This is a genomic window from Pseudomonas sp. P65(2024) (genome assembly GCF_057480955.1).
Genome location: NZ_JBLIYX010000006.1, coordinates 64,560 through 76,828 on the forward strand (window position 1 = coordinate 64,560; position 12,269 = coordinate 76,828).

12 protein-coding genes are annotated in these 12,269 nt (G+C 65.1%); 4 read left to right on the forward strand and 8 right to left on the reverse strand.

Annotation, left to right across the window (positions count from 1 at the left end):
- Positions 1–18: 18 nt before the first annotated feature.
- The 5 genes from AC25MA_RS10960 to AC25MA_RS10980 form a co-directional block, all read right to left on the reverse strand.
- A complete protein-coding gene (locus AC25MA_RS10960) occupies positions 19–951 on the reverse strand; it encodes a D-2-hydroxyacid dehydrogenase (protein WP_028693023.1) in 933 nt (310 codons plus the stop codon).
- A gap of 79 nt (positions 952–1,030) precedes the next feature.
- The gene (locus tag AC25MA_RS10965) at positions 1,031–1,324 is read right to left on the reverse strand and encodes a YcgL domain-containing protein (RefSeq protein WP_028693022.1); all 294 of its coding nucleotides are present in this window, start codon (positions 1,322–1,324) and stop codon (positions 1,031–1,033) included.
- Positions 1,321–2,454 carry a ribonuclease D gene (rnd, locus tag AC25MA_RS10970; protein ID WP_182323158.1) on the reverse strand — a complete coding sequence of 378 codons (1,134 nt, stop codon included), beginning with the start codon at positions 2,452–2,454 and terminating at the stop codon, positions 1,321–1,323. Before rnd ends, AC25MA_RS10965 begins: the two co-directional genes overlap by 4 nt.
- A gap of 93 nt (positions 2,455–2,547) precedes the next feature.
- Entirely contained in the window at positions 2,548–4,185 is a 1,638-nt protein-coding gene (locus AC25MA_RS10975; protein ID WP_069016396.1) for a phosphoethanolamine transferase, read from the reverse strand.
- A gap of 164 nt (positions 4,186–4,349) precedes the next feature.
- Positions 4,350–4,715: a 5-carboxymethyl-2-hydroxymuconate Delta-isomerase gene (locus tag AC25MA_RS10980; RefSeq protein WP_069016395.1), complete on the reverse strand. Its 366-nt coding sequence runs from the start codon at positions 4,713–4,715 to the stop codon at positions 4,350–4,352.
- Positions 4,716–4,831: 116 nt separating this feature from the next.
- Between AC25MA_RS10980 and AC25MA_RS10985 the strand changes: the two genes are divergently transcribed.
- Positions 4,832–5,068, forward strand: coding sequence for a DUF465 domain-containing protein (locus tag AC25MA_RS10985; RefSeq protein WP_028693018.1), 237 nt, complete (start codon positions 4,832–4,834; stop codon positions 5,066–5,068).
- A gap of 52 nt (positions 5,069–5,120) precedes the next feature.
- Here the strand turns inward: AC25MA_RS10985 and AC25MA_RS10990 are convergent, their stop codons facing one another.
- Positions 5,121–6,296 (reverse strand): trans-sulfuration enzyme family protein, encoded by a 1,176-nt coding sequence (locus AC25MA_RS10990; RefSeq protein WP_280060323.1) that lies wholly within the window; start codon positions 6,294–6,296, stop codon positions 5,121–5,123.
- A gap of 151 nt (positions 6,297–6,447) precedes the next feature.
- On the opposite strand from AC25MA_RS10990, the gene AC25MA_RS10995 reads away from it, so the two are divergent.
- Complete coding sequence (locus tag AC25MA_RS10995; RefSeq protein WP_046856697.1) at positions 6,448–6,906, forward strand: Lrp/AsnC family transcriptional regulator; 459 nt, start codon at positions 6,448–6,450, stop codon at positions 6,904–6,906.
- 120 nt (positions 6,907–7,026) lie between these two features.
- Here the strand turns inward: AC25MA_RS10995 and AC25MA_RS11000 are convergent, their stop codons facing one another.
- Positions 7,027–9,357, reverse strand: coding sequence for an FdhF/YdeP family oxidoreductase (locus AC25MA_RS11000; protein ID WP_486972020.1), 2,331 nt, complete (start codon positions 9,355–9,357; stop codon positions 7,027–7,029).
- A gap of 255 nt (positions 9,358–9,612) precedes the next feature.
- Between AC25MA_RS11000 and moaA the strand changes: the two genes are divergently transcribed.
- Together moaA and AC25MA_RS11010 are read left to right on the forward strand one after the other, a co-directional pair.
- Complete coding sequence (moaA, locus tag AC25MA_RS11005) at positions 9,613–10,617, forward strand: GTP 3',8-cyclase MoaA (RefSeq protein ID WP_486972021.1); 1,005 nt, start codon at positions 9,613–9,615, stop codon at positions 10,615–10,617.
- A 21-nt stretch (positions 10,618–10,638) separates the two neighbouring features.
- Positions 10,639–11,538 carry a bestrophin family protein gene (locus AC25MA_RS11010; protein WP_486972022.1) on the forward strand — a complete coding sequence of 300 codons (900 nt, stop codon included), beginning with the start codon at positions 10,639–10,641 and terminating at the stop codon, positions 11,536–11,538.
- A gap of 20 nt (positions 11,539–11,558) precedes the next feature.
- On the opposite strand, the gene moaB is transcribed toward AC25MA_RS11010, so the two are convergent.
- Positions 11,559–12,098, reverse strand: coding sequence for a molybdenum cofactor biosynthesis protein B (gene moaB, locus AC25MA_RS11015; protein ID WP_062574861.1), 540 nt, complete (start codon positions 12,096–12,098; stop codon positions 11,559–11,561).
- Between the last annotated feature and the right edge of the window lie 171 nt (positions 12,099–12,269).

Here is a 12,269-nt window from a genome sequence, read left to right on the forward strand (position 1 = left end):
GCATCAGGCAAACCTCTTTCAGTAACCCCTCGCGAAATCCACCTCGCCCCGCAGGGCCTGCTCCACCGCATAGGCCCGCGCATTCTCCACGAACAACCGCACCATCGCCGCCGGCGAGGTCGGCGCCGAGCTGTGCCCGGTCAGCAGCAGTCCCCAGGCGGTCCAGAACGGATGGCGCTGGGGCAATGGTTCCTGGCGGCAGACATCGATCACCGCGCCAGCCAGATGGCCCTGCTTGAGCGCTTCGACCAGATCGGCATCAACTACCGCCACGCCACGCCCGGCATTGATGAACAAGGCACTGGGCCGGAAGCACTTGAACAGCGCCGCATCGTACAGGTCGTGGGTGGCCGGGGTATCGGGCAGCAGGTTGAGCACGTAGTCGGCCTGGCCGACCAGGCGCGGCAGCTGGTCGAGGCCCGCCACTTCGACGAAGGGCGCCTGCTTGCGGGCGCTGCTGGCCACACCGTGCAGGATGACACCGAACGGCACGAGGAACTCGGCCACCCGCTGGCCGATATCGCCGGTACCGACGATCAGCACCCGCCGCCCTTCCAGGGTCCGCCCCGGGCGGTCATCCCAGCGCCGCTCGACCTGGCTGACCAGTCGCGACAGCACATCGCGCTCATGGCCGAGCATGTAGGTGAGCATGTACTCGGCCATCACCTGGCCGAAGATGCCCACCGCCCGGGTCAGGCGGTAGTCGCGTGGCAGGCCGTCGGCCAGCAACGGGGTGATCCCGGCCCAGGTCGACTGCATCCAGCGAGGCTTGTGGCCCTGGCGCAACAGACTGGCCAGCAGGTCCGGCTGGCCCAGCCACACCGGGCAATCGGGGGCCAGGCGTGCCAGTTCGGCGGAGTCGCCGCTGGTCAGGACTTCCAGGTCCGGTGCCGCTTCGCCCAGCAGGCGAGCATAGTTGGCATGATCCTGTTCAGCGATCAGAACGCGCATGTGACACACAACCTTGGCAAACAACGGAAGCGGCCCGCCAGGCGGGCCGCAGGTAGAAAGGGAACCGAGCGCGCCTGGGTCAGGCCGGGTCGTTGCGACGCAGCAGCTCTTCGGGCAAGTGCTCGATGTAGTCGTCTTCCGGCGGTGGCATCTGCAGGTGGTAGCCCTGCTTGTCGAGGTTCTCCAGCACCTTGGCGATGTCCTCGCGGGCCAGTGTGCGCTCAGGCGTCAGCACCAGGTCGAAAGCATGCACCGGCTTGCCGAAGAATGGCAGCAGCGCCTCCGGCACACGCTCCAGGCCCTCGGCCTTGAGCACGTAGAGGTACATTTCATTCTTGCGTGGGCTCTTGTAGATCGAGCAGATACGTTTCATCGGGAATCTCCGGCGCCCGCCAGGTCGTCCAGCAGGGCCTGGCCCATGCGTTCGCGACGCCAGCCGCGCAGCGAATCGGGCAGTTGATAGGGACCGTCGGGGTAGCCGCTCTTGAGCAGGGCTTCGAGGGCTTTCTTGCGCAGCATCAGTTCCGGGGCGATGCCCAGCCGCTCACCCTCGGCCTGGCCGATGGCGCGCAGGCGCTTGAGGATGCCGGCGGCTTCGATCGGCAGCGGCTCGGGCAGCGGCTCTGGCCATTGCTCCTGCGGCTGGCTGGCGGCACGCTTGATCAGCTGGATCAGCTGCTCACCGTCCTGGCGGATGGTGCGCGGGTGCATCTCGTCGATTTTCGCCAGTGCCGACGGGCTGTCGGGCTGGCTCCTGGCCATGGGCCACAGCGAGTGTTCCTTGAGGATGCGGTTACGCGGCACATCGCGGCTGCGGGCCTCACGTTCGCGCCAGGCGCACAGTTCACGGAGCACGGCCAGTTGCTGGCGACCGAGCTTCCAGGCCAGCTTGACGTCGCGGTACAGGGTTTCGGGCTCGACTTCACGGCGCAGCGCGGCGACCAGTTCGGCGCCGTCTTCCAGCACCCAGGCATACTTGTCATCCGACAGGCGCGGGCGCAGGGCATCGAACAGCTCGGCCAGGTGCACGGCGTCCTCGGCGGCGTAGCTCACCTGAGTGTCGGACAGCGGGCGCTGCAGCCAGTCGGAGCGGGTCTCGCCCTTGGGCAGCTCGAGCCCCAGCACCTCTTGCACCAGGCGCGAATAGCCCATGGAGAAACCGATGTTCAGGTAGCCGGCGGCCAGCTGGGTGTCGAACAACGGCTGGGGTAGCTTGCCGGTCAGGCGCAGCAGCACTTCCAGGTCTTCGCTGCAGGCATGCAGCACCTTGACCACGCCGCTGTCCTCGAGCAGCCCGGCCAGCGGCTGCCAGTCGCGGATCAGCAGGGGGTCGATGAGGTAGGCGCACTGGCCGACACCGATCTGGATCAGGCCGGCCTTTGGGTAGAAGGTGTCGACCCGCATGAATTCGGTGTCGAGGGCCACGAAGGGCTGTTCGCGCCAGCTTCGGCAGTGTTCGGCCAGGTTCTGGTCGTCACGGATCCAGTGTATTTCGATGGCCACGAGGCTCTCCCACTAACATTGGCGCGCAGTATATACGGCGCGGCCCCTGGGGGTGAAACCTCGCGCCATCCATGGTGCCGGGCGGTCGACCGCTCAGCGTTTGGCCGCCAGCCACGGCCGGCAGCTGGCGAACATGTCCAGCGATCGCTGGTAGACCTCGGTGCGCACCTGCAACAGCCCGAGCATCGAGTGGAACAGGTTGTCCTGGGACAGCGGCGCATCACGCAGCTTGCCCAGGCATTCGGTGTCCAGGCCGAAATCCTGGCGGTAGCTGTCGGAGAACCAGGCCAGCAGCGGCACGTGCTTTTGCTGGTCCGGCGCGATCATGTAGGGCGTGCCGTGCAGGAACAGGTTGTACTCGCCCAGCGATTCGCCATGGTCTGAAAGATAGATCATCGCGGTGTCGACCTTGTCCTGTCGGCTGCGCAAGGTGTCGATCAGGGTGGCCAGCACCTTGTCGGTGTAGGCCACGGTGTTGTCGTAGCCGTTGACGATCGCCTGCTGGCTGCACTGGTTCAGGGCGTTGCTGCGGCACACCGGGGTGAAGGCTTCGTTGCCCGCGGGGTAGCGCTTGAAGTACTCGGGGCCATGGCTGCCCATCTGGTGCAGCACCAGCACGGTGTCCTGGTCGAGGTTGTCCAGCAGCTCGGCCAGGCCCTGCAGCAGGATCTCGTCATGGCACTCGCCACTGGCGCACAGCGCCGGGTCCTTGAGGTTGCTCACATCGATAAATTGCACCCGGTCGCAGGTGCCCTTGCAGCCGGACTGGTTATCACGCCACTGCACCGCCAACCCTGCGCGCTGGAGGATGTCGAGCAACCCTTCGCGGTTCTTGGCCACGCGTGCGTCGTAGTCCTTGCGCGGCATGCCGGAGAACATGCAGGGCACCGACACGGCGGTCTCGGTGCCGCAGGAATGGACGTCGGTGAAACTCAGCAGGCCCTGCTCCTTGGCCAGCCGTGGCGTGGTGTCGCGGGCATAGCCGAGCAGGCCGAAGTTATCCGCCCGGGCACTTTCACCGACCACCAGCACGGTCAGTGACTTGCGTGCGTGCTGCTGCCAGGCGCTGTCGCGACGGGCATCTTCGCCATATGGCTGGAACGGCCGGGTGGCGCTGCCCACTTGCTCGCTGACATAGCCGATGGAAGCCCCGACGATATTGCTCGGCGTGAGCATCAGGCGCAGCTCATGGTGATTGCGAAACAGCGACGCCAACCCCTGATAGTTGACCAGCGCTACCGAACCCAAGGCTGCGACGCAGGCACCGCTGACCACCAGCTTGCCCAGCAGCTCGCGGTGCCAGGGGCGATAGTCGATCCTGGCCTTCCATACCAGCAGCGACGGCAGCACACCCAGCAGCAGGATATAAACGGCAAACTTCAGCGAGAGCAGGTCGCGCACTTCCGCGACATTGGTTTCAGCGACATTGCGGAACATGCCGGCATCAATAAGTACACCATATTGATTCATGAAGTAAGCGACACTTGCGCCACTGAGGAACAACACGATCAATACCGGTTTCAGTACATAACGAAACGCCAGCAAGGTGAGTATGAGATTGAAGGCGAACAGCATCAGCACGGCGAATGCCAGGCTCAGCCACAACCCCACCATGCCCGGCGGCACGATGGACTCCAGGTGTTGCCAAAGCAAGGTGTTGAAGCCGATCAACAGGTACAGGCTGGCCAGCAGCGTGACCCATTCGGTCCGCAGGGATTTGAGTTTCAGCATGGCGTTCGCAATAAGAGTTCATCAGCGGCCAACGCGCCCGGACGGGCAGGTTGGAAAGTTGGCCGAACTCTAGAAAGCCTAGCATCAATTTTTTGTGAAAAAGACGCCAACAATTAGTATGCCGACATCTTTCATCGGTTAAACAACTTTCATTCAGCTGCCATTCAGCCAGGCAGGCGAAGCTTGGCGTACGGCTCGCGATCGATGTCCAGGACCTCCACGCACAGCTGGATGTCCAGACCGGGCTGGCCGGGGATCGCTTCGCGCAGTACCTCGAGCAGGCTGTTGGACAACTGCTGTTTCACTTGCGGCGTGCGTCCGCTGAGGATCGCCAGGCGCACATGGGCGAAGGCCCGCTCGCTCGGCGCGGTACCGACCCGATACTGGGCGAAGGCCTGGGCACGGCTCTTGATGTCCAGCTCTTCGGCGAACTGGCCGCTGCCGACCAGGGCGTGATTCAGTCGCAGCAGTAGCACATCGACGTTGAGTTCGCGCAGGTTGTCGCTGTATTCCAGGTTCAGGTGAGGCATGGCGCAGGTTCCGGTTACGCAGGGATGGGCGACAGCCTAACCCAGTCCCGCAATGCGGCAAAGGCGACTATCCTCTTGGTTCAGGCTCGTTTACCAACCCTGAGAGAGGTGAAGAAATGCCAGTTCCGCATGATTTGCTCGCAGACCTGCACGTGACCGCCGACCAGTTCCAGGCCCTCATCGACAAGAACCAGGACCTGCACAAGCTGCACAAGGAATACAACGCCAAGGACAAGGAAGTGGTGGCCGCCGAAGGCAACGCCACCAACGACGACACCGTCAACCTGCTGCGCAGGGAACGCCTGCTGCTCAAGGACAAGATCGAACGGATCGTCCATCCGCCCAAATCCTGATTCCCCTCACTGACGCCATCGCGGGGCAAACCCGCGATAGCGTCGGCGGTCGTTACGCGGACGCCTTCAACGCAGCATCCAGGTCCTCGATCAGATCCCGGTAGTCCTCGATCCCGATCGACAACCGCACCAGGTTCTCGCTGATCCCCATCACGCCCTTCTGCTCCGGGCTCAGGGAGTTGTGCGACATGCTCCAGGAGTGGTTGATCATGCTCTCCACCCCGCCCAGCGAATCGGCCAGGACAAAGATCGACAGCGCCTCGACCAGGCGGTTGACCGCGACCCGATCTCCCTTGATGCGCAACGCCACCACCGCACCGCCGGTGCGCATCTGACGCTTGCTCAGTTCATGCTGCGGATGGCTTTCCAGCCCCGGGTAGTAGACCTGCTCGACCTGCGGATGCTGTTCGAGGAACTGCGCCACGCGCAGGGCATTGGCGCTCTGGCGCTCCATGCGTACATCGAGGGTCTTCAGCCCGCGCAGCGCCAGGTAGCAGTCGAACGGCCCCTGGATCGCGCCGACCGCCATGCTGATCTTGCGCAAACGGCCCAGCAGCTCGTGATTGGCCGCCACCACCACGCCGCCGGTCAGGTCGGAGTGGCCGCCGATGTACTTGCTCGCCGAATGCATCACCAGGTCCACGCCCAGGGTGATCGGCTGCTGGTTCCAGGGCGAGCAGAAGGTGTTGTCGATGCAGGTCATCACCCCACGGGCGCGGGCCAGGTCGCAGACCGCCTTGATGTCCACCAGGTGTAGCAGCGGGTTGGTCGGCGACTCGATCCAGATCAGTTGCGTGTCCGGGCGGATCGCCGCGGCCACGGCCTCGACGTCGTTGAGGTCGACATAGGTGGTGGTCAGGCCCGAGGTGCGTCCACGGTAGTCTTCCAGCAGGCGGAAGGTGCCGCCATAGACACCGTTCATCACCACCACATGGGCGTCCTTGGACAGCAGTTCGAGCACCGTGGCGGTGGCGCTGACGCCCGAGGCGCAGGCGACCGCGCCGACGCCCTCCTCCAGTGCGGCCACGCAGGTCTCGTAGGCATGCCGGGTCGGGTTGCTGACCCGGCTGTAGGCGTATTCGGGGTTGTCGTCCAGGCCGCGCTTGATGAACGAGCTGGAAGTGACGATGGCCGGGAAGATGGCGTTGTCGGCGACGCTGGACTGCTCGCCGGCGTGGATGGTGCGGGTGGCAAAATTGCGCGGTTTGTCGGACATGGTCGGGTCCATTGACTGAGGATGGAAAACCGCCACTATCTCATATCCGCCGGGCCTCGGCGCCAACGGAACGTTGCTGTCGACGAAGCGCCTGAAAGGGTTTCAACGTTCTCAGCATGCGGCTAACCTTGGAAAACTTTCCTCCACCCCACCTGACGACATCATGGACAGTTTCGACCAGCATATCCTCACCCTGCTCCAGCGCGACGCGTCGCTGTCACTCAAGGACCTGGCCGAGGCGGTCAACCTGTCCACCACGCCGTGCTGGAAGCGGGTCAAGCGATTGGAAGAGGAAGGCTACATCCGCGGCCGCGTCGCCCTGCTCGACCCCGAGCGCCTGGGCCTGGGCCTGACGGTGTTCGTCCAGCTCAAGACCCAGCGCCACGACAGCGCCTGGCTGGCGCAGTTCGCCGCCACGGTGACGGCGTTCGAGGAGGTGATGGAGGTCTACCGCATGTCTGGCGACTGGGACTACATGCTGCGGGTGGTGGTGGGCGACATTGCCGCCTACGACCGCTTCTACAAGAAGTTGATCACCAGCACCGACGGGCTGTCGAACATCACCTCGAGCTTTGCCATGGAGCAGATGAAGTACACCACGGCGTACCCGGTGGGGCGCTAGGAGCGGGCGGAGGCGGTGGCGTGGGAGCGGGCTTGCCCCGCGATGGCGTCTGCAGGTCCGCTTGAGTAGGCATGGACTGGGATATCGCGGGGCAAGCCCGCTCCCACGCTGGCACCAACATCAGTCGTTTGTGATTGTCGCTTCGATCCGGTTTCCGGCCCTGGCCTTCTCCAGCTTGATCGCCACGAACTTCGAGGTCGGCGTGTAGGTCCCCTCGCCATAGCTCTCCAGCGGCACCAGCGGGTTGGTCTCTGGATAGTAGGCCGCCGCCTGGCCTTGCGGCACGTCATAGGCCACCAGGCGGAACCCCGAGACCCGCCGCTCGCGACCATCCTCCCAGAGCGACACCAGGTCCACCTCCTCGCCCGGCTCGAAGCCCAGTCGACGGATATCCGCCTCATTGACGAACACCACCTCGCGCAGGCCGAACACGCCACGGTAGCGGTCATCCAGCCCGTACAGCGTGGTGTTGTATTGGTCGTGGGAACGCAGGGTCTGCAGGATCAGGTCGGGCTTGTCACCACGGGCCAGCACCTGGGCGTTGACCAGCTGCTCCGGCAGCGGGCTGGAGGTGAAGCGCGCCTTGCCAGTGGCCGTGCGGAAGTTGCGTTCGGCGGCGTTGTTGCCCAGGTGGAAGCCACCGGGATGCTGCAGGCGCGCGTTGAATTCACTGAAGCCCGGTATGACATCGGCGATCATGCCGCGGATGCGGCCGTAGTCGGCAATCGCGTAGTCCCAGTCGATCGGTTTGTTGCCCAGGGTGGCCTTGGCCATCCCGGCGACGATGGCCGGTTCCGAGCGCAGCAGCGGCGAGCGCGGCTTCAGCTGGCCATGGGAGATGTGCACCATGCTGAAGGTGTCTTCCACGGTGACGCCCTGCGGCCCTTCGGCCTGGATGTCGATCTCGGTGCGGCCCAGGCACGGCAGGATCAACGCATCGCGCCCGGTGACCAGGTGCGATCGGTTGAGCTTGGTGGAAATCTGCACGGTCAGTTCGCAGTTGCGCAGCGCCGCGTGGGTACGCGGGGTGTCCGGAGTCGCCTGGGCGAAGTTGCCGCCCAGGGCGACGAACACCTTGGCCCGCCCCTCTTCCATGGCCTGGATCGCCAGCACGGCGTTATGGCCGTGCTCGCGGGGCACCTTGAACTGGAAGCGTTTCTCGATGGCGTCGAGCAGCGCCGCCTTGGGCTTCTCGTCGATGCCCATGGTGCGGTCGCCCTGCACGTTGCTGTGTCCGCGCACCGGCGACAGGCCGGCGCCGGGCTTGCCGACGTTGCCGCGCAGCAGCTGCAGGTTGACGATCTCCTGCACGGTCGGCACCGAGTGGCGGTGCTGGGTCACGCCCATGGCCCAGCACATGATCACCCGCTCGGCCTTGCGGTACATGCGCGCGGCCAGCTCGATCTCGGCCTTGCTCAAGCCCGACTGCTCGACGATATGCTCCCAGTGCGTGGCGTCCACCACGGCCAGGTAGGCCTCGACGCCACTGGTGTGCTCGGCGATGAAGGCATGGTCGAACACCGGCGGCTCATCATTGAGCTGCGCCTCGCGCTCCCACTGCAGGAGGAACTTGGCGATCCCGCGCATGGCCGCCATGTCGCCGCCCAGCGCCGGGCGGAAATAGGCAGTGTTGGTCGGTTCGGAGCCGTTGCTGAGCATCTCGAACGGGTGCTGCGGATGCTGGAATCGCTCCAGGCCCCGCTCCTTGAGCGGATTGAAGCAAACCACCTGGGCGCCGCGCTTGACCGCCTCGCGCAGCGGTTCGAGCATGCGCGGGTGGTTGGTGCCGGGGTTCTGGCCGATGACAAAGATCGCATCGGCCAGCTCCAGGTCATGGAACACCACGGTGCCCTTGCCCACGCCGAGGGTTTCGGCCATGCCCACGCCACTGGCCTCGTGGCACATGTTCGAGCAGTCGGGGAAGTTGTTGGTGCCATAGGCGCGCACGAACAGCTGGTAGAGGAACGCCGCCTCGTTGCTGGCCCGGCCCGAGGTGTAGAACTCGGCCTGGTCCGGCGATTCGAGGCCGTTGAGGTGCCGGGCGATCAGGGCGAACGCCTCGTCCCAGCTGGTTTCGACGTAATGGTCGGTGGCCGCGTCATAGCGCATCGGGTGAGTGATGCGGCCTTGGTATTCGAGCCAGTAGTCGGTCTGCTCGAGCAGGGCGCTGACGCTGTAGCGGGCGAAGAACGCCGGATCCACCGAGCGGCCGGTGGCCTCCCAGTTGACCGCCTTGGCGCCGTTCTCGCAGAACTTGACCATGTCGCTTTCCGGCGACTCGCCCCAGGCACAACCCGGGCAGTCGAAACCGCCGTTCTGGTTGGTCTTGAGCATGGCCCGCAGGTTCTTGAAGGCGTTCTCGCTGCCCAGCCAGCTCTTGGTCACGCTCTTGAGCGCGCCCCAGCCGGCGGCCGGCCCCTTGTAGTCCCTGATGTGTTCGTCCTGGCTCATGCTGCGCTTCTCCGCACGGTGTTTTTTCCAGCCTAAGAAGCCGCTCCCAGTGCGTCCAATCGAAATAAACGACAGCGTGATAAACCGTCTCGATCACCCGGCAGAGCCCTTGTGCTGCGTGGCCTGCGGTGGTGATAGAGGAGACTTATCGAGCGGTCGGGGAAAGCAATTTGACGTCACTGGGCGCAGGTTATAGCTTGAACCTTGTCTGCGGCCTTTCGCCGCCCCCAGCCACTGCACAGGTCGAGCGTGAACGTGGAAAAGAACCCCCAGGCCCTGATCGACGGTTTCAACCGCAAAGTCGATTACCTGCGGATGTCGGTCACCGACCGCTGCGATTTTCGCTGCGTCTATTGCATGGCCGAAGACATGCAGTTCCTGCCGCGCCAGCAGATTCTCAGCCTCGAGGAGCTGTACCTGGTCGCCGAGCGCTTCGTCGCCCTGGGCACCCGCAAGATCCGCCTGACCGGTGGCGAGCCCCTGGTGCGCCAGGGCATCGTCGGGCTGTGCGCGCGCATCGCCGCCCTGCCCGGCCTGCGCGAACTGTGCCTGACCAGCAATGGCTCGCAGCTCGGCCGCCTGGCCCTGCCGCTGTTCGATGCCGGCGTCTCGCGCCTGAACATCAGCCTCGACAGCCTTGACCCCGAGCGCTTCCGCGCCCTGACCCGTACCGGCGACCTCACGCAGGTGATCGCGGGCATCGACGCCGCGCGCGCCGCGGGCTTTCGCCGCACCAAGCTCAACGCGGTGGTGCTCAAGGGCCGCAACGACCACGAAATCGTCGACCTGGTGCGCTTCGCCATCGACCGCGAGCTGGACATCTCGTTCATCGAAGAAATGCCCCTGGGCGTCATCAGCGAGCACGAGCGCGGCGAGTCCTTCTGCTCCAGCGACGACGTGCGCGCCCGCCTGGCCGAGCACTTCACCCTGGTCGAGTCGGCCGAGTCCTCCCAGGGCCCGGCGCGCTACTGGCGCCTGGCCGAAGCGCCCGACACCCGGGTCGGCTTCATCTCGCCGCACAGCCACAACTTCTGCGCCACCTGCAACCGCGTGCGCCTGACCGTCGAAGGCCGCCTGCTGCTGTGCCTGGGTAACGAGCACTCGGTGGACCTCAAGCAGGTCCTGCGCCAGCACCCCGGCGACAGCGCCCGCCTGGAAAAGACCCTGCGCGACGCCATGCAGCTCAAGCCCTACCGCCACCACTTCGAAGTGGGCGGCGAGGTGCAGATCCTGCGCTTCATGAACATGACCGGCGGCTGATCGCCCGCCTCTGGAACCGTCTTGATCGTCCACTCACGCCCCGACATGCTGCGCGTGCTGTTCACCCTCAAGGGCTCGATCGTCCAGCGCATCGCCTTGCGCTGCCTGGCGGTGACCTTGCTGGCGGCACTGATCGTGCTGATCGAGCGGCACTACCCGGCGCTGTTCTACCCGGTCAGCGCCACGCCCTTCACCCTGCTGGGGCTGTCGCTGTCGATCTTCATGAGTTTTCGCAACAACGCCTGCTACGACCGCTGGTGGGAGGGCCGCAAGGCCTGGGGACGGATGATCATCGAGGTGCGCTCGTTCGTGCGTGAAAGCGTGGCGATCGAGGATCAGCAGCTGCGCGCGCAGATGCTGCGTGGCCTGTGCGGCTTCGCCCATGCCCTCAATGCCCGGCTGCGCAACGAAGACGAGCTGCCCCTGGCGCGCACCTGGCTGGCCGAGGGCGCGCCGATCACCGCGCACAACGTGTGCGACGGCATCCTGCGCGATATCGGTGCCCAGTGCTCACGCTTGGCGAAGGACGGCGCGATCAGCGAGTTCCGCTACACGCTCCTGGAGCAGCGCCTGGCCGGCCTGTCAGACGTGCAGGCCACCTGCGAACGGATCAAGGGCACGCCGCTGCCGTTCCCCTACACCCTGCTGCTGCACCGCACCATCTACATCTTCTGCCTGCTGCTGCCGTTTGCCCTGGCAGAACCGCTGGGCTGGCTGGCACCGCTGTTCACCACCATCGTCAGCTACACCTTCTTCGGCCTGGATGCGATCGGCAACGAGCTGGAGGACCCGTTCGGCCGGGACGAAAACGACCTGCCGACCGATGCGCTAGTGCGTACCGTCGAGCGCGACGTGCTGTCGGCGCTGGGGCATGAGCCGCTGCCACCGGCGTTGGTGCCGGTGGATCATGTGCTGAGCTGAACAGTCGGTACAGGAAAGCACTAGCCTCGGCTTTCGCAGGCCCCGATTGGTTTGAGGTGCGCGACGAAATTGCACGGCCGGTGCCGCGCATCCAACTGCTCGGCCAGGATGCCTTCCCAGGCCGTGCGGCAGGCGCCGGTCGAACCCGGCAGGCAACACACCAGGGTGCCGTTGGCCAGGCCGGCCAGGGCCCGGCTCTGCACGGTCGAGGTGCCGATATCGAGGATCGACAGGGCGCGGAACAGCTCGCCAAACCCGTCGATGCGCTTGTCCAGCAGGCAGTCCACCGCCTCCGGCGTGCTGTCGCGCCCGGTGAAGCCGGTGCCGCCAGTGATCAGCACCACCTGCACCTGGTCGTCGGCGATCCAGGTGGCGACCTGGGCGCGGATCTTGTACAGGTCGTCCTTGAGCAGCTCCCGCGCCACCAGGCGGTGGCCCACGCCGACGGCGCGGCTGGCCAGCAGCTCGCCGGAGGTGTCGGTGTCGTAGGTGCGGGTGTCACTGACGGTCAGCACCGCGATGTTCAGCGGTACGAACACCGCGTCCGGTTTCACGCTCATGGCCTTTGCTCCAGGATTGGCTTAGCGGCCACGTTAGAGACAAGCCCCGGCAGCGTCCAATCGATAGGGCGTACCGGATGATCGACGCTTTCTATCGCTGCTGCAGGACCGGCTGAATGTTCATCAAGGATTAGCCAGGTGCTTCACTCTTGGTTAAGGTCTACCCACCCC